General features: G+C 73.6%; 13 protein-coding genes and 1 riboswitch. Of the genes, 3 read left to right on the top strand and 10 right to left on the bottom strand.

Annotated features, from left to right (window positions below):
* Window positions 1–75 precede the first annotated feature (75 nt).
* Window positions 76–930, bottom strand: a complete 855-nt coding sequence (gene cobM / locus ACH4S8_RS35835; RefSeq protein ID WP_398401727.1) for a precorrin-4 C(11)-methyltransferase — start codon at window positions 928–930, stop codon at window positions 76–78.
* A gap of 108 nt (window positions 931–1,038) precedes the next feature.
* On the opposite strand from cobM, the gene ACH4S8_RS35830 reads away from it, so the two are divergent.
* Window positions 1,039–1,767, top strand: coding sequence for a ZIP family metal transporter (locus ACH4S8_RS35830; RefSeq protein WP_398401725.1), 729 nt, complete (start codon window positions 1,039–1,041; stop codon window positions 1,765–1,767).
* Window positions 1,768–1,817: 50 nt separating this feature from the next.
* Here ACH4S8_RS35830 and cobI read toward each other — a convergent pair whose 3' ends face one another.
* From cobI to ACH4S8_RS35785, 9 genes are all read right to left on the bottom strand, one after another.
* Window positions 1,818–2,567, bottom strand: a complete 750-nt coding sequence (cobI, locus tag ACH4S8_RS35825) for a precorrin-2 C(20)-methyltransferase (RefSeq protein ID WP_398401723.1) — start codon at window positions 2,565–2,567, stop codon at window positions 1,818–1,820.
* Window positions 2,564–4,018 (bottom strand): cobyrinate a,c-diamide synthase, encoded by a 1,455-nt coding sequence (locus ACH4S8_RS35820; RefSeq protein WP_398401896.1) that lies wholly within the window; start codon window positions 4,016–4,018, stop codon window positions 2,564–2,566. Before ACH4S8_RS35820 ends, cobI begins: the two co-directional genes overlap by 4 nt.
* The gene (gene cobO, locus ACH4S8_RS35815) at window positions 4,015–4,614 is read right to left on the bottom strand and encodes a cob(I)yrinic acid a,c-diamide adenosyltransferase (RefSeq protein WP_398401721.1); all 600 of its coding nucleotides are present in this window, start codon (window positions 4,612–4,614) and stop codon (window positions 4,015–4,017) included. The genes ACH4S8_RS35820 and cobO overlap by 4 nt, the downstream gene beginning before the upstream one ends.
* Window positions 4,614–6,659, bottom strand: coding sequence for a putative cobaltochelatase (locus ACH4S8_RS35810; protein ID WP_398401719.1), 2,046 nt, complete (start codon window positions 6,657–6,659; stop codon window positions 4,614–4,616). Before ACH4S8_RS35810 ends, cobO begins: the two co-directional genes overlap by 1 nt.
* Window positions 6,656–10,309 (bottom strand): cobaltochelatase subunit CobN, encoded by a 3,654-nt coding sequence (gene cobN, locus ACH4S8_RS35805; protein WP_398401717.1) that lies wholly within the window; start codon window positions 10,307–10,309, stop codon window positions 6,656–6,658. The genes ACH4S8_RS35810 and cobN overlap by 4 nt, the downstream gene beginning before the upstream one ends.
* Window positions 10,306–11,901 carry a cobyric acid synthase gene (locus ACH4S8_RS35800; protein ID WP_398401715.1) on the bottom strand — a complete coding sequence of 532 codons (1,596 nt, stop codon included), beginning with the start codon at window positions 11,899–11,901 and terminating at the stop codon, window positions 10,306–10,308. Before ACH4S8_RS35800 ends, cobN begins: the two co-directional genes overlap by 4 nt.
* Entirely contained in the window at window positions 11,898–12,869 is a 972-nt protein-coding gene (locus ACH4S8_RS35795) for a cobalamin biosynthesis protein (protein WP_398401713.1), read from the bottom strand. The genes ACH4S8_RS35800 and ACH4S8_RS35795 overlap by 4 nt, the downstream gene beginning before the upstream one ends.
* A gap of 105 nt (window positions 12,870–12,974) precedes the next feature.
* Window positions 12,975–13,118: riboswitch (cobalamin riboswitch) on the bottom strand.
* 204 nt (window positions 13,119–13,322) lie between these two features.
* The gene (locus ACH4S8_RS35790) at window positions 13,323–13,541 is read right to left on the bottom strand and encodes a hypothetical protein (protein WP_385405459.1); all 219 of its coding nucleotides are present in this window, start codon (window positions 13,539–13,541) and stop codon (window positions 13,323–13,325) included.
* A 19-nt stretch (window positions 13,542–13,560) separates the two neighbouring features.
* Window positions 13,561–14,802, bottom strand: coding sequence for an anion permease (locus ACH4S8_RS35785; RefSeq protein ID WP_398401710.1), 1,242 nt, complete (start codon window positions 14,800–14,802; stop codon window positions 13,561–13,563).
* A gap of 505 nt (window positions 14,803–15,307) precedes the next feature.
* Here ACH4S8_RS35785 and ACH4S8_RS35780 point away from each other — a divergent pair.
* A complete protein-coding gene (locus ACH4S8_RS35780; protein ID WP_398401708.1) occupies window positions 15,308–16,048 on the top strand; it encodes a class II aldolase/adducin family protein in 741 nt (246 codons plus the stop codon).
* 158 nt (window positions 16,049–16,206) lie between these two features.
* Window positions 16,207–17,334: an alpha/beta hydrolase family protein gene (locus ACH4S8_RS35775; RefSeq protein WP_398401706.1), complete on the top strand. Its 1,128-nt coding sequence runs from the start codon at window positions 16,207–16,209 to the stop codon at window positions 17,332–17,334.
* Window positions 17,335–17,441: the final 107 nt, after the last annotated feature.

The following is a 17,441-nucleotide window of genomic DNA, read 5'->3' as shown; positions in this document are numbered from 1 at the left end:
CGCGGCGGTCCGCCGGACCGGCGGATTCCCCTTCCGCGCCGACCGGTCGACCCTCCGTGCCGGTGACGTCCACGCTCACGACGCGGAGTCCTGAGCGCCGTCCGTACCGCCCGCACCGCCCCGGCGCGCGGCGCGCAGCTCCGCGCGCGCCTGCGGGTCGGCCCTGCGGAAGCCGTGGAAATGACCCGGGTGGTAGAGGTGCGAGCGGGTGCCGCTCGCGTCCAGCGCCGGGCCGACCAGGAAGAGCGTGTGCTTCCAGAGCTTGTGCTCCTTGACGGTCTCCTCCAGCGTGCCGACCGTGCACTTCACGATCAGCTCCTCCGGCCAGGTCGCCTGGTAGGCGACCACGACCGGTGTGGTCGTCGGATAGCCGCCCTCCAGCAGCTCCCGCACGAGCTGTCCGCTGCGCGCCGCCGACAGGAACAGCGCCATCGTCGTGCCGTGCTTCGCGAACTCCCGCACGTCCTCCCCGGGCGGCATCGGAGTCTTGCCGCCGCCGAGCCGGGTGAGGATCACGGACTGGGCGACCTCGGGAATCGTCAGCTCGCGCTGCGCGATCGCGGCGACCGCGGAGAAGGACGAGACACCCGGGACGATCTCGGTCTCGATGCCGAGCTCCGCGCACCGGTCGACCTGCTCCTGCGTCCCGCCCCACAGGGCCGGGTCGCCGGAGTGGATCCGCGCCACCGACAGGCCCTGGTCACGGGCCCGCTCGTAGACGGCGACGACGTCCTCCAGCGACATCGTCGCCGAGTCGAGGATCTCGGCGTCCTCGCGCGCGTGGCCGAGCACCTCGGCCTGCACCAGGCTCGCCGCCCAGATCACGACATCGGCCTCGGCGATGGCGCGCGCGGCGCGGAACGTCAGCAGGTCGGCGGCGCCGGGGCCGGCACCGACGAAGGTCACCTTGCCGGTGGGGGCATCGGCCATGGGAATCGGTCCTCTCCTACGGAAAATCAGGGTGCTGCGGAAGCTTCAGTGGGCCCGGGGCCGTCGCCCCGGGTGCGGACACGGGGGTGCATCGGATAGCAAGGGCCTATGGCGGTCCTCGTCGCGCTCGGCGCGTTCCTGATGACGCTGGTCGGCGGCTGGACCGCGCAGCGGGTGACCGACCGCCGCCATCTGGTGCTCGGCCTGGCCGGCGGCCTGATGCTCGGCGTGGTCGGTCTCGACCTGCTGCCGGAGGCGCTGGCCGCGGCGGGCACCGAGGTGTTCGGCGTACCGGCCGCGCTGCTCCTGTTCGTGGCCGGCTTCCTGCTGGCCCATCTGGTCGAACGGCTCCTCGCCCACCGCCAGGCCGCGCACGGCGGCGAGGAGCACGCCGGACGCGCGCCCGAGGTGGGCCTCACGGCGGCCGCCGCGATGGTCGGTCACAGCGCGATGGACGGCGTCGCGATCGGGGCCGCCTTCCAGGTCGGCGGCGGCATGGGTCTCGCGGTGTCCCTCGCGGTGATCGCGCACGACTTCGCCGACGGCTTCAACACGTACACGATCACGAGCCTGTACGGGAACGCCCGTCGCAAGGCCCTGCTCATGCTGTACGCGGACGCGGCGGCCCCGATGGTCGGCGCGGCCTCGACGCTCTTCTTCACCATCCCCGAGCGGCTGCTCGGCGGCTACCTCGGCCTCTTCGGCGGCGTGCTCCTCTACCTCGCCGCCGCCGAGATCCTCCCCGAGGCGCACCACGAGCACCCCGCCCGTTCGACCCTGCTGTGCACGGTCGCGGGCGTGGCCTTCATCTGGCTGGTGGTGGGCCTCGCGGGCTGAGCCCGGACGGTTCGCGGGGTACGGCGCGCGGGCTCCTGGGCGGCTCCTGGTCACAGCTTTCCGCCGCGTGTCCCGTCGCGGCGCGCGGGCGCGATGAGCGTCGAGAGGTACTGGAGCGGCTCCCCGTCGAGATCGGCGGCCGGCCGGATCGACTCGTCCTCCAGACCGAGCGCCGACCCCCAGACGGCGTCGTCGAGCCGCCCGCTGTCCCGCAGCGCCTCGGCCACCTCGGCGGCCTGCCGCCCGAACTTGTACGCGACCACCGTGCCGGGTCCGTTCAGGGCGTCCTTGAGCACGGCCGCCCCCGCGGTCACCGGGACGAGGATGAGCGGCTCGGTCCCCTCGGTGAGGACGGCTCCCGACCGTGCGGCGAGGTCCTGCATGGCGGTGATGCCGGGCACGGTCTCCACGACCGTGCCCGGGACCAGTTCCCCGATCGTGTGGGCGAGATAGGTGAACGTCGAGTACACGTTGGGGTCGCCGATGGTGGCGAAGGCGACCGTGCCGTGCCGGGCGAGAAGACCCGCGACCCGCGCGCCCGCGGCGTCCCAGGCCGCCTCGCGCCGCCCCCGGTCGCTGCGCTCGTTGAGCGCGAACACCACCCGGACGACCTTCTGCTCGGGCACGTAGTGCAGGACGGTCGCCTCGGCCCGCCCCCGCTCGCCACCGTCTTTCCCGTCCGGTGCAGCCATGACGGGGACGACGACGACGTCCGCGGCGCGCAGGGCGTTGACGCCCTTGACGGTCACCAGCTCGGGGTCGCCGGGGCCGACCCCGACTCCGATCAGCTTGCTGCTCATGACGTCAGGCACCTCTCGACGAACCGACGGGCCACGCCGGGCTCGGACGCCCAGTGCGTGTGCAGATAACTCGCGTGCACGCCCTGCTGCACGAAACCTTCGACGCGCCGTTCGGGGGAGCGCATCCCCCAGGCGGGAACGGGACCGGCGCCGGGCTCCACGACCGTCCGGTGGAACTCGTGCCCGCGCATCCGGGTGCCGGCCGCGGCGAGCACGCTGTCGCCGAGGGCCACGGCGTCCCGGTAGCCGAGGGTCAGCCGCTCGTCCATCCGGGCGGTCGCGTCGAGCACCCCGCACATCGGCCGCCCGTCCAGTTCCCGGCACAGATAGAGCAGCCCGGCGCACTCGGCGGCCACGGGGGCGCCCGACTCCGCGAGGGCCGCGACGGCCTTGCGCAGCGGTTCGTTGGCGGACAGCTCGGCCGCGTACACCTCGGGGAAGCCGCCGCCGATGACCAACCCGCCCGTCCCGTCCGGCAGTTGCTCGTCGCGGAGCGGATCGAAGGTGACGACCTCGGCCCCGGCGGCGGTGAGCAACTCGACGTGCTCGGCGTAGGAGAAGGTGAACGCCTCCCCGCCGGCGACGGCCACCACGGGCGCCCGCCGGCCGGCGGAGCGAGTCGGGTGGACGGTCAACGCCTCGCCACTGGCGCCGGCCCTCAGCAGTCCCCGCTTCTCGGCCGAGCGAGTCGGGTGGTCGTGGGTGGGCAAATCCACGGCCTCGGCGGCGTCCCAGGCCGTGCCCGACAACGCACCGGCACTCCGCGCCAGCGCCGCCAGCGCGTCCAGATCGCACCCGTCGGAGACCTGCGCGGCCATCGCCGCGACGGCCGAGACCGCCTCCGCCCGCCGCTCGGCGACCGGCACCAGACCGAGGTGCCGCGACGGCGTGTCCACCTGCGGCGCCCGCCGCAGCACCCCGAGCACCGGAACCCCGGAGGAGTCCAGAGCGTCGCGCAGCAGGTCCTCGTGCCGGTCCGAGGCGACCTTGTTCAGGATCACGCCCCCGATCCGCACCTCGGGGTCCCAGGAGGCGAACCCGTGCACCAGCGCGGCCACGGACCGCGACTGCGAGGACGCGTCGACGACCAGCACCACCGGCGCCCGCAGCAGCTTCGCCACCTGGGCCGTGGAGGCGAGTTCCCCCTCGCCCGCGGCCCCGTCGTACAGCCCCATCACGCCCTCGACGACCGCGATGTCGCACCCGCGCGCCCCGTGCGCGAACAGCGGCCCGATCAGCTCCGTGCCGCACAGGTACGCGTCGAGATTGCGCCCCGTGCGCCCGGTGGCGAGCGCGTGGTACCCGGGGTCGATGTAGTCGGGACCCACCTTGTGCGGGGACACGGCGAGCCCCCGCCCTGCGAAGGCCGCCATCAGCCCCGTGGCGACGGTGGTCTTGCCGCTGCCCGAGGAGGGCGCGGCGACGACCAGCCGGGGAACGGAGGACGTCACCACTCGATGCCCCTCTGGCCCTTCTGGCCGGCGTCCATCGGATGCTTGACCTTGGACATGTCGGTCACCAGATCGGCCAGCTCGACCAGCTTCTCCGGGGCGTTGCGCCCGGTGATCACGACGTGCTGGGTGCCGGGACGGTCCCGCAGCACCGCGACGACCTCGTCCGTGTCGATCCAGCCCCAGTGCATCGGGTACGCGAACTCGTCGAGCACGTACAGCTTGTACGTCTCCGCGGCGAGGTCGCGCTTGACCTGCTCCCAGCCCTCGCGGGCCTTCTCCTCGTTGTCCATCTGCGCGTCGCGCTGGACCCAGGACCAGCCCTCGCCCATCTTGTGCCAGTCGACGGACCCGCCCTCGCCCGAGGCCCCGAGCACCCGCAGCGCGTTCTCCTCGCCGACCTTCCACTTCGCCGACTTGACGAACTGGAACACCCCGATGGGCCACCCCTGGTTCCAGGCGCGCAGCGCGAGCCCGAACGCGGCGGTGGACTTGCCCTTCCCGATCCCCGTGTGCACGACGACCAGCGGCCGGTTACGACGCTGACGGGTCGTCAGTCCGTCCTCCGGTACGACACTCGGCTGTCCCTGCGGCACTACGCGGCCCTCCTCGACGTCCCCTGCACACCCTGAACACCCTGTACGTCCCGGACGAGACCGGCGATGGAATCGGCCCGCAGCTCGTCCAACGTCACCGCCGTACCGCCCAGTTCACCCGCGAGCCGCCCCGCGAGACCGAGCCGTACCGGCCCGCTCTCGCAGTCGACGACCACGGAGGCGACGCCCTCGGCCGCGAACAGCCGCGCCGCCCGCCCGGCCAGCGCCACCGGCTCCGGCCCGCCCGTGGCGCGCCCGTCCGTCACCACCACGACCAGCGCCCGGCGCGCCGGGTCCCGCAGCCGCTCCACCCGCAGCACCTCGTGCGCCTTCAGCAGTCCGGCCGCGAGCGGAGTGCGCCCGCCCGTCGGCAGCGACTCCAGCCGCGCCGCCGCCGCGTCCACCGAGGAGGTGGGCGGCAGCGCGACCTCCGCGGCCGACCCTCGGAAGGTCACCAGGCCCACCTTGTCCCGCCGCTGGTAGGCGTCGAGCAGCAGCGACAGCACGGCGCCCTTGACCGCGCCCATCCGCTGCCGGGCCGCCATCGACCCGGAGGCGTCCACGACGAACAGCACGAGGTTGCCCTCACGGCCCTCGCGCGTCGCCTGCCGCAGATCGTCCCGCCGTACGACCAGACCCCGGCCCGACCGCCCCCGTGCCCGCTGGTGCGGAGCGGCGGCCTGCACGGTCGCCGCCAGGTGCAGCTTGGTGAGCGCCCCGCGGGGCCGACGCGACCCGGTCGTGCGGCCGTGCTCGGTCCGCGCCCGCGAACGCCGTCCGGCGGCACCCTGGCCCACCCCGGGCACGCTGAGCGCCTTGGCGCGGAACGGCTCGGCGGCCCGTACCGGCGCCTGCTCGCCGCCCTGTCCGGCCGGTGCCTTCCCGTCGTCCGAGGGCTCGCCCTGCGCCGGGACGTCACCGGCGGGAGAGCCGTCGTCCGGCCCGTCCTGAGGCGGCTGTCCACCCCCGCCGGGCCCGTCCGGGTCCGGGTCCGGGTCGTCGTCGGAGGGACCCTCGCCGGACGTCTCGTCCGAACCGCCGAACTCCTCCAGCGTCTCGTCGAGCTTGTCCTCGTCGAGTCCGGGCGCGTCGAAGGGGTTGCGGCGGCGCCGGTGCGGCAGCGCGAGCAGCGCCGCCTGCCGTACGTCCTCGGCGATCACCTCGGTGCGTCCCGCCCACGCGGCCAGCGCGGTCGCGGTCCGCGCCATCACGATGTCCGCGCGCATGCCGTCCACCTCGAAGGCCGCGCAGGTCGCCGCGATCTGCCGCAGCGCCCCGTCGCCGAGCCGCACGGAGGGCAGCAGCGCGCGGGCCGCCACGATCCGCGCCCGCACGGCGGCCTCCTCGTCGGCCCAGCGCGCGGCGAAGCCCGCCGGGTCGTCGTCGTGGGCGAGCCTGCGCCGCACGACCTCGACCCGCTGATCGGGCTCGCGCGAGGCGGCGACCTCGACGGTCAGCCCGAACCGGTCGAGCAACTGCGGCCGCAGCTCGCCCTCTTCGGGGTTCATGGTCCCCACGAGCAGGAAGCGCGCCGCGTGCCGTACGGAGACGCCCTCGCGCTCGACGTACGTGGCGCCCATCGCGGCCGCGTCCAGCAGCAGGTCGACCAGATGGTCGTGGAGCAGGTTGACCTCGTCGACGTACAGGATGCCGCGGTGCGCGTCGGCCAGCAGGCCCGGCTCGAAGGCCTTCACGCCCTCGGCGAGCGCCCGCTCGATGTCCAGGGCGCCCACCAGCCGGTCCTCGGAGGCGCCGACGGGCAACTCGACCATGCGGGCAGGGCGCCGTGCGGCGGTCCCCGCCTCGTGCGGCCCGTCCGGGCAGGCCGGGTCGGCGGCGGCCGGGTCGCAGGAGAACCGGCACCCGGGCACGACGGTCACCTCCGGCAGCAGCGCCGAAAGGGCGCGTACCGCCGTCGACTTGGCGGTGCCCTTCTCGCCGCGCACCAGCACACCGCCCACGGCCGGCGACACGGCGTTCAGCAGCAGCGCGAGCCGCAGGTCGTCCTGGCCGACGACGGCCGTGAAGGGGAAGGGGGTACTCACTGGTCGTCGCCCTCCAGGTCGCCTTCGAGCTCCAGATAGGTGGCGCGCAGCCGTTCCAGCGTGTCCGCGTCCGGCTCCGCCCACAGCCCCCGGTCCGCCGCCTCCAGCAGCCGCTCCGTGATCCCGCGCAGGGCCCACGGGTTGGACTTCTTCATGAAGTCCCGGTTCTCCGCGTCGAAGACGTACTCCGCGCTGAGCTTCTCGTACATCCAGTCGTCCACGACCCCGGCCGTGGCGTCGTACCCGAACAGGTAGTCCACGGTCGCGGCCATCTCGAAGGCGCCCTTGTAGCCGTGCCGGCGCATCGCCGCCATCCACCGCGGGTTGACCACCCGGGCCCGGAACACCCGGTGCGTCTCCTCGCCCAGCGTGCGGGTCTTCACCTGGTCCGGTACGGCGGAGTCGCCCACGTACGCCTCGGGGCTCGCGCCCGTCAGGTGCCGCACCATGGCCACCATGCCGCCGTGGTACTGGAAGTAGTCGTCCGCGTCGACGAGGTCGTGCTCGCGGGTGTCGACGTTCTTGGCGGCGACCGCGATCCGCCGGAACGCCGTCTCCATGTCACCCCGCGCGGCCCGCCCGTCGAGCCCGCGCCCGTAGGCGTAGCCGCCCCACACCGCGTACACCTCGGCGAGGTCGGCGTCCGAGCGCCAGTTGCGGGCGTCGATCAGCGGCAGCAGACCGGCGCCGTACGCGCCCGGCTTGGAGCCGAAGATACGGGCCGTCGCGCGCCGCCGGTCGCCGTGTTCGGCGGTGTCCTCGTCGGCGTGCGCGCGGACGAAGTTCCGGTCCGCGGGCTCGTCCAGCTCGGCCACCGCCCGTACGGCGTCGTCCAGGAGACCGACCACGTGCGGGAACGCGTCCCGGAAGAAGCCGGAGATGCGGACCGTGACGTCGATGCGCGGGCGGCCCAGCTCCTTCAGGGGCACGATCTCGAAGCCGGTGACCCGGCGCGAGGCGTCGTCCCAGACCGGGCGGCAGCCGAGCAGCGCGAGGATCTCGGCGATGTCGTCGCCCTGGGTGCGCATGGCGGAGGTGCCCCAGACCGTCAGTCCGACGGACGTCGGGTAGGCGCCGGTGTCCTGCAGATACCGCTGGACCAGGGAGTCCGCGAGGGACTGGCCGACCTCCCAACTCAGCCTGGAGGGAATGGCCTTGGGGTCGACCGAGTAGAAGTTGCGGCCGGTCGGCAGGACGTTGACGAGCCCGCGCGTCGGTGAGCCCGACGGGCCCGCCGGGACGTAACCGCCGTCCAGGGCCTTGAGGATGTGCCCGATCTCGTCCGTCGTCCGGGCGAGCCGCGGCACGACCTCGCGGCAGGCGAACTCGAGGACCGCGACGGCGTCGGGGAGTTCGGTGCCGAGGACGTCACGCACGAGCGCCGGGACGGCGGCCGGGTCCCAGCCCCGCTCCTCCATGCCGAGGGCCGCCCGGCGGCAGAGCTGCTCCAGCAGGTCGATCGCGTCGGCCGCCGTACGGGCCGGACCCTCCACGAGGTCGGTCAGCTCGACGGGCGCCTTGACCGGGGCGCCCGGCTCGGCGAGCAACTCCTTCTCCACCAGGCCGAAGTGCTCGGCGAGGGCGGCGCGCAGACCGGGCAGCGCGTTGGCCGCTCCGCCCCACACCTGCGAGGCGCGCAGCACGGCGAGCACGAGGTTCACCCGTGGTTCGGCCTCCGGGCCGCCGCCCAGGATGTGCAGGCCGTCGCGGATCTGTACGTCCTTGATCTCGCAGAGATAGCCGTCGATGTGCATGACGAACTCGTCGAAGTCGCCGTCGTCCGGCTGCTCGTCGACATGCAGGTCGTGATGCAGCTCGGCCGCCTTGACCAGCGTCCAGATCTGCGCGCGGACCGCGGGGGCCTTCGTCGGGTCCAGGTCGGAGACCAGCGCGTACTCGTCGAGGAGCTGCTCCAGCTTCGCGAGGTCGCCGTAGGTGTCGGCGCGGGCCATCGGCGGTACGAGGTGGTCGACGACGGTGGCGTGCCCGCGGCGCTTGGCCTGAGTGCCCTCACCGGGGTCGTTGACGATGAACGGGTAGATCAGCGGGAGTTCGCCGAGGACGGCGTCGGGCGCGCAGCCGCCGCTGAGCCCGAGCCCCTTGCCCGGCAGCCACTCCATGGTGCCGTGCTTGCCCATGTGCACGACGGCGTCCGCGCCGAAACTGTTCTCCAGCCAGCGGTAGGCGGCCATGTAGTGGTGCGAGGGCGGCATGTCGGGGTCGTGGTAGATCGCGATCGGGTTCTCGCCGAAGCCGCGCGGAGGCTGGATCATCACGACGACGTTCCCGAACTCCAGGCAGGCGAGCACGATGTCGTCGCCGTCGACGTAGAGGGAGCCCGGCGGCTCGCCCCAGGCCTCCAGCATGCCCTCGCGCAGCGCGGGGTCGAGGGTGTCGAACCAGGCCCGGTAGTCGGCGAGCGGCACCCGTGCCGGGGCGGCGGCGAGCTGCTCCTCGGTCAGCCACTCGACGTCGTGGCCGCCGGCCGCGATCAGCCGGTGGATCAACTCGTCGCCGTTGTCGGGGTATTCGGTGAGGGCGTAGCCCGCGTCGCGGAGCGCGTCGAGGACCCGGACCGCGGAGGCGGGGGTGTCGAGGCCGACCGCGTTGCCGACCCGGGAGTGCTTGGTCGGGTAGGCGGTGAAGACGATCCCGAGCTTCTTCTCGCCGTTCGGCTTGTGCTTCAACTCCGCGTGCCGCAGGGCGATTCCGGCGACCCGGGCGGCCCGCTCGGGGTCGGCGACGTACACCGGGACGTCGTCGGGTCCCTGTTCCTTGAACGAGAACGGCACGGTGATCAGGCGGCCGTCGAACTCCGGGATGGCGACCTGCATGGCCGCGTCCATCGGGGACAGGGCGGCGTCCGAGGCCTCCCAGGCGCTCTTCGACGAGGTCAGGCAGAGCCCCTGGAGGACGGGGACGTCGAGGTCGGCGAGCGCCCCGATGTCCCAGGCCTCCTCGTCGCCACCCGCGGACGCCTGCGAGGCGTGGGTGCCGCCCGCCGCCAGGACGGTGGCGACGAGCGCGTCGGCCCGGCCGAGGATCTCGTACAGGCCCGGGTCGGCTCCGCGCAGCGAACCGCAGTACACGGGAAGGGCGTTGGCGCCGCGCGCCTCGATCGCGTCGCACAGGGTGTCCACGAACGCGGTGTTCCCGGACAGTTCGTGCGCCCGGTAGAACAGCACGCCGACCGTCGGCCGGCCCTCGGTGAAGGCGCGCTCGCCGTGGACGCCGAACTCGGCGGTCCGGTGCGGCTCCTCGAAGCCCTCACCGGTCAGCAGCACGGTGTCGGACAGGAACCGGGCCAGCTCGGACAGGTTGGCCGGACCGCCCTCGACGAGATAGCGCAGCGCCTCCGCGACGACACCGGCGGGCACCGACGACTCGGCCATCAGCTCGGCGTCCGGGACGGACTCGCCGCCCAGCAGCACGGTCGGGATCCCGGAGGCCTTCAGGAACGCCAGCCCGTCCTCCCAGGCCCGCTTGCCGCCGAGGAGGCGCACGACGGCCAGGTCCGCGCCCCGGGTGAGCGCGGGGAGTTCGCCCGTGACGTCCACCCGGGTCGGGTTGCCGATCCGGTAGGCGGCGCCGCTGGCGCGGGCCGCCAGCAGGTCCGTGTCGGCGGTCGACAACAACAACACAGTGCTCATGCGGGTGCTCCCGGTGGAATGAAGGGCAGTCCTTGTGGCGCGCCGGACTCGATGAGCCGCCACAGCGCGTCCGTGTCCGCGTGTTCCTCGATCAGGTCGCCGAGCCGGTCCAGCTGCTCCTCGCGCAGCGCCGCGAACGACGTGTCGGGGGCCGGCACGAAGCGGCGGCCCGCGGCGGCGGCCACCTCGCGCAGGAAGGCCCGCCGGAATCCGTCCGACTCCAGTGATCCGTGCCAGTGGGTGCCCCAGACGGAGCCGACCCGGCAGCCGTCCAGGCCCTGTCCCGCGGCGTCGGACATGAACGTCTCGCCGCCGGTCACCTCGGCGACGCCGTGATGGATCTCGTACCCCTCGACGTGCTCGCCGAGGGCCGTGCCCACCGGCCGTGCCAGTGTCTTCTCCCGCGCGAACCGCACGCGTACGGGGAGGAGCCCGAGCCCCTCGACCCGACCGGCGCGGGACTCGACGTCGTCCTCGATGTGCTCCCCGAGGAGCTGGTAGCCGCCGCAGACGCCGAGGACGGGCCGCCCCTCGGCGGCCCGGCGTGCGACGGCGTCCGCGAGGCCGCGCTCGCGCAGCCACCGGAGCGCCTTGACCGTGCCCCGGGTCCCGGGCACGACGACCAGGTCCGCGTCGGCCAGTTCCTCGGCCCGGTCCACGAACCGCACGACGACGCCCGGTTCGGCGGCCAGCGCGTCCACGTCGGTGAAGTTGGACATCAGCGGGATCGCGCAGACGGCGACCCGCAGGACGTCCTCGCCGACGGGTGAGGAGACCGCGGACTCGCGGACGGCCCCGCGCAGCGAGACGCGCAGCCCGTCCTCCTCGTCGATGCCCAGACCGTGCCGGAACGGCAGTACGCCGTACGAGCGCCGCCCGGTCAGGCCGTGCAGCATGTCGAGGCCTGGCTCCAGCAGGCTGACGTCACCCCGGAACTTGTTGACGAGGAACCCGGCGACGAGCGCCTGGTCCTCGGGGGACAGCAGCGCGACCGTCCCGAAGAACGAGGCGAACACCCCGCCCCGGTCGATGTCGCCGACGACGAGCACGGGAAGCCCCGCGTTCCGCGCCACCCCCATGTTCACGATGTCGGTGCGCCGCAGATTGATCTCGGCCGGGCTGCCGGCTCCTTCACAGATCACCGCGTCATACGTGCCCCGCAACTGCGCCAGACAGTCGAGGACGGGCGCCAGGAGTGCTTCCTGGCGCCCCCCGCGCAGCCGGTCCCCGGGCGATGCGGCACCCGACGAGGGGTCCGCCGCGGACCCGGCCGTCCCGAAGAACCCGCGCGCGCTCATCTCGCCGACCGGCTTTCCCATCAGGACGACCTGGCTGGTGCGGTCGCCGCCCGGCTTGAGCAGCACGGGATTCATCAGCGCGGTCGGCTCCACCCGGGCGGCCTGCGCCTGCATGGCCTGCGCCCGCCCGATCTCGGCGCCCTCGCGGGTCACGAACGAGTTCAGGGACATGTTCTGCGCCTTGAAGGGCGCGACCTTGACGCCCCGGCGCGCCAGCCACCGGCAGATCCCGGCGGTCACGACGCTCTTGCCCGCGTCGGAGGTGGTTCCGGCGATCAGCAGCCCGCCGCTCATGCGGTGCGCCCCTTCCTGATGGACGGAACCCGTCCGGTTCGGGTGAGCAGGACCCGTGCGGTGGCACTCACCCCGAGCGCGAGCCAGCCGACGCGCCGGGAGAGCCGTACGGCCCGTTCGATGTCGTGGACCTGGACGGCGCGCCCCGCGCCGCCCAGCACGGGCCGGTGCTCGACCCGTCCGCCGTACGAGAGGGTGCCGCCGAGCCGCACGCCGAGCGCGCCCGCGAACGAGGCCTCCACGGGCCCGGCGTTGGGGCTCGGATGCCGGTGGGCGTCCGCGCGCCAGGCGCGCAGGGCGCCGCGCGGGTCCGGCCCGGCCACGGCCGCGAGGACGGCGGTCAGCCGGGCCCCCGGCCAGCCGGCGACGTCGTCCAGCCGGGCGGAGGCCCAGCCGTAGCGCCGGTACCGGGGGGACTTGTGTCCGACCATGGCGTCGAGGGTGTTGACGGCGCGGAAGGCGACGAGGCCAGGCACGCCGGCGACGGCGCCCCAGACCAGCGCGCCCACGACGGCGTCGGAGGTGTTCTCGGCGACGGACTCGACGACGGCGCGCGCGACGCCGTCGGCGTCCAGCGCCTGCGGGTCACGTCCGCACAGATGCGGCAGCCGCTCCCGGGCCACGCCCAGGTCACCCGCCGCGAGGGCGCCGCCGATCGCCCGTGCCTCGCGGCCGAGGGAGGTTCCCCCGACGACGGACCAGGTGGCGGCGGCGGTCAGGGCGACGGAGGCGGTACGCGACGTGCGTACGCGGCGGCTCGCGAGCGCGGCCAGTGAGGTGGCGCCGCCCACGCAGACGGCGGTGTGCAGGGCGCCCCACCCGCGGTGGTCCCGCCACAGGGTCCGCTCCACGGCCGCGGCGGCCCGCCCGAACGCGGCGACCGGATGCCCCCGGCGGGGATCGCCGAGCAGCAGGTCGCCGAGAAGGCCGGCGGCGGCGCCGTACGCGAAGACGCGATCGGCACGCACGGGGTCAGCCGGCCGTGGGGTGAGGCGGAACCTTCGTACTCAGCGGAACGGGCAACGGGCAGCCGCGCATGGCGATATGTCCTCACTCAGGGTGTCCACGCCCTGGTTCGACGAGACCGGCGGTGAGAGTTCCTGGCTCCCGGGGAGTTCCTTCCCCGATGACAGTGGCGGGACCGCGCCGGATTCGCACCGGCTTCCTCTCATGCCGCCGTACTTGGCTCCGGCAGTCCACCACGGGGCGAGAACGGCCGTCAACTGGCTGTTGACCTGCGGAGGGACAGTGTGCGCAGGCCCACATACGCGTGGGGCGCGGGACCCGTGCGCGTGGGGCGGGGGACACATACGCGTGGGGTGCGGGACGGTGATCCGTCCCGCACCCCACGCGCGGTACCGCCCGGCGCGACCCGGTTGCGGGTCGCGGGGCCTGTCGTCCGGACCAGGCCCCGTGCCGGGCTACTTGGTGATGATCAGGGAGATGCCGTACGCCACCGCCGCGGCGCAGGCCGCGAAGCAGACGTAGGCGCCGGTGGCCGCCGCGACCGCGGAACCGCCCTGGGACGTCTCCTTCTTGGAGAGGCCGGCGACGCCGAGGGTGAAGAGGGCGACGAGGGCCACGGTCACTCCGAGGCTGACCCCGAAGACGGATCCGAGAGCTGACCAGTCGATGTTCATGCTGCTTTTCCTTCGGGTCTCAGGCCACGCGGGACTGCGCCGACGGGTTCACCGTGGGCTCGGCCGGAGCGGGGATGGTGGCCGTGAGGCCGTCGGCCACGGTGCCGGCCGGGGGCGGGGTGACGGCGGCGATGGCCTGCGTCACCACACCGGCGGGCTCCGCGTCGTCGTTCACGTTGTTGTGGTCGATGACCTCGCGGCGCGAGCGGCGCCAGATCGCGAAGCTGGACGCGACCAGGAAGACGGCGACGAGCGCGGTGCCCCAGGCGCCGAAACCGGTCACCCACTCGGCGAGGGCGCCGACCATCGCGGCGGCGGGCAGGGTGAGGACCCAGGCGACGGCCATGCGGGTGGCGGTGGACCAGCGGACCACACCGCCCTTGCGGCCGAGGCCCGCACCCATCACGGAACCGGAGACCGAGTGCGTGGTGGAGAGGGAGAAGCCGATGTGCGAGGAGGCCAGGATGACCGTGGCCGCGCTGGTCTGGGCGGCGAAACCCTGCTGCGGCTGGAGGTCGGTCAGGCCCTTGCCCATCGTGCGGATGATGCGCCAGCCGCCCAGGTAGGTGCCGAGCGCGATCGCGAGACCGGCGGAGAGGATGACCCAGACCGGCGGGTCGGAGTCGGGAGCGACGGCGCCACCGGCGACCAGGGCCAGGGTGATGATGCCCATCGTCTTCTGCGCGTCGTTGGTGCCGTGGGCCAGCGAGACCAGGCCCGCGGAGGCTATCTGGCCGGCGCGGTAACCCTTCTTGGTGGCCTTGGTCTCGGCGTCACCGCTGAGCTTGTACGACAGCCGGGTGGCGACCATCGCCGCCAGGCCCGCGACGATCGGGGCCGCGACGGCGGGCAGGAGCACCTTGCCGACCAGGACGTCCCCGTGCACCGCGCCGGTGCCGGCGGAGGCGATGGTGGCGCCGACCAGACCGCCCATGAGGGCGTGCGAGGAACTGGAGGGGAGTCCGACGAGCCACGTCACCAGGTTCCAGAGGATCGCGCCGACGAGCGCGGCGAAGATCACCTCCGGCCGGATGCCCGTCTCGTCGACGAGGCCTTTGGAGATCGTGTTGGCGACCTCGACGGAGAGGAAGGCGCCGACAAGGTTGAGGGCGGCGGACATGGCCACCGCGACCTTGGGCTTCAGAGCGCCGGTCGAGATGGTGGTGGCCATCGCGTTGGCGGTGTCGTGGAAACCGTTCGTGAAATCGAACACGAGAGCGGTGACGATCACGATTCCGAGGAGGAGCGTGATGTGTTCCATTTACCCAGGCTTCTGTTGGACGTCAGTGGCAGGTGGACCGTAGGCAACCTGGGTGAACGGAAGGTGAACTGGGTCGGACTTCGCGATGTCTCGAACGGTGGACAGTCGTTCCGCTTGTGTCGGAGGCCGGCTCGGCAGGCTCGAACGGATGCGGAATTCCGTGCTCCACTTGGGCTCGCGGGGTCGGGCGCGGCCATCGGGTCGGAGCAGGTTTGAGGAGCGAGATCCCCGTCACGTCCAGGCTGTAGCCGTCGTCACACCTTCCGGAGGGCCGAAGCGGTCGCCCCGGAGGTGGTGTCCGGGCGTCGGTCGGGTCGTAGTGGACCGGCCACGGGGTGTGATCCGCGGTGAATGTCCGAGCGGGGTCACGTCGGCGTTCCATTGATGTGAAGTGATGTAAATCACATACAACCATGGGGTCTTGGCGGCCGGACACCTCCCGCATCCGTCCCGCGAGCACTCCCGCAAGGGGTGCGCGAAGGAGGGCGCCTGGCAGGATCGCGTCATGACTGAGCGGCACCGGGACACCCCGGACGGGCGGGAGCACCCACGGACGACGGACGAGGCCGGCGGGCGGGGCGAACCGGCTCCGCGGGACACCCGCGACACCCTTGGACGGGCCTGGGACGAGCTGGTCTCGACGGCCCGACGCACGGTCGCCGACGGACTGGTCGTCGGCACCTCCGGCAACGTCTCCGTCCGGGTCGGCGACACCGTCCTGGTCACACCCACGGGCGTGCCCTACGACCGGCTGACGCCCGACGACATCGTCGGCGTCGGCCTCGACGGCCGGCAGGTCCTCGGTTCGCTGCGCCCGACCAGCGAACTGCCGATGCACCTCGCCGTCTACCGCGCGACCGGGGCACGGGCGATCGTCCACACCCACGCGCCGCACGCGACGGCCGTCTCGCTCCTCGTCCCCGAACTCCCGCTCGTCCACTACATGGCGGCGGCCATGGGCGGCCCGGTCCGCGTCGCCCCCTACGCGGCCTACGGCACACCGGAGCTGGCCGAGAACACGCTCCGAGCCCTGAGCGGTCGCACCGCCTGCCTCCTCCGGAACCACGGCACCATCGCGCACGGGGCCTCGCTGCACCAGGCGTACGACCGCACAGCCCAGCTGGAATGGATGTGCCGCGTCTGGCTCCTGGCCTCCTCGGTCCCCGGCCTCACCCCCGCCCTGCTCTCACCGGACCAGCTCGCGGAGGCGGGGGAGCAGCTCGCGGGGTACGGCCAGAAGGAGTGAGGGCACCGGACCGGACCCCGGCCCGGGGATCGGGCGAGCGCAGGCCGGCCCGGAGGTCCGGTGAACGCAGGTCGGCCCGGAGGTCCGGTGAGCGTCGGCCGTCACCCCTGGAGGCGCTCCCGCTGGCCGATGGCCGGGACCCCCGGGAAACTGGTCGGGTGCGCACCCTAAGAGCCACGGCAGCGGCCGTCACCGTAGCCATAGCCGCGGGCGCGGCCTCCGTGGCGGCGGGCCGGTTCGCCAGCGACGCCGCGCTGAAGACGCGGCCCGGCAAACCCCTGCCCACCGAGCCCCGGCTCACCGTGCACGCCACGACGGCCGGCGGAATCACCCTCACCCGGGCCCTCGCCTCCCGGCGCCCGGGAACCTACGGCCTCGCGGGAGACGGCTCCCACGCGGTCGTCGGCCCCGTCCAGAACTCCGTGCCCCACACCGCCGACACCGTCGTACGCAGCCTGGAGCGCGTCACGCACGGCTCCCTGGAGCGCGGTGACAAGGTGTGGCTCACCCCGAACCTGTACGTCGGCGATCCCGGGGCCGCCCTCGGACTCGAACACGCCGACGTCGACGTGCCCGGCGAACTCGGCGCCCTGCCCGCCTGGTTCGTGCCCGCCGTCCGCGACACCTGGGTCATCACCGTGCACGGCCTGGGCGCCACCCGGGAACACCCCATGAACCTGATGGAGTTCCTGAACGACCGGCACTTCCCCGTCCTCGACCTCGCCTACCGGGGCGACCTCGGGGCGCCCCGCCCGCCGGACGGACTGAACCACCTCGGCGAGACCGAATGGCGCGATCTCGACGCGGCCATCCGGTACGCCGTCCGGTTCGGCGCCGAGCGGGTCGTCCTGTTCGGCTGGTCCACCGGCGCCACCATGGCCCTGCGCGCCGCCGCCCACTCCGCCCTGCGCGAGCGGATCTCCGGCCTCGTCCTGGACTCGCCGGTCCTCGACTGGGAGACCACCCTGCGCGCCCTCGCCGGCGCCCGCCACACCCCGGGCTTCCTGCTGCCGCTCGCGGTGCGCGCCGCACAGGGCCGCACCGGCGTACGCGGAGACCGCATCGCGCACGCCGCGCACCCCGACCAGGTCAAGGTGCCGACCCTGCTGGTGCACGGCCCGGACGACGGCATCGCCCCCTGGGGCGCCTCCCGCCGCCTCGCCGCGAGCCGCCCCGACCTGGTCACCCTGCACACGGTCCCGAACGCCCCGCACGGAGCCATGTGGAACGCCGACCCGGCGAGCTACGAGGAAGCCCTGCGCCGCTTCCTCACCCCCCTGATGTAGGCCTCGGCACTCCACCGGGAGGAGACCGGCACGCCCCCGGAGCCGACGCGAGGACGCGCTTCCGGTCGGGGCCCGGACGACTCCGCGCGGCACCGTTTCCCATGCGC

The sequence above is a fragment of the Streptomyces sp. NPDC021080 genome (assembly GCF_044333225.1).
Taxonomy (GTDB): Bacteria; Actinomycetota; Actinomycetes; order Streptomycetales; family Streptomycetaceae; genus Streptomyces.
The sequence above is the reverse complement of the archived record's forward strand: the minus strand, read 5'-3'. Positions and strand labels throughout refer to the sequence as shown.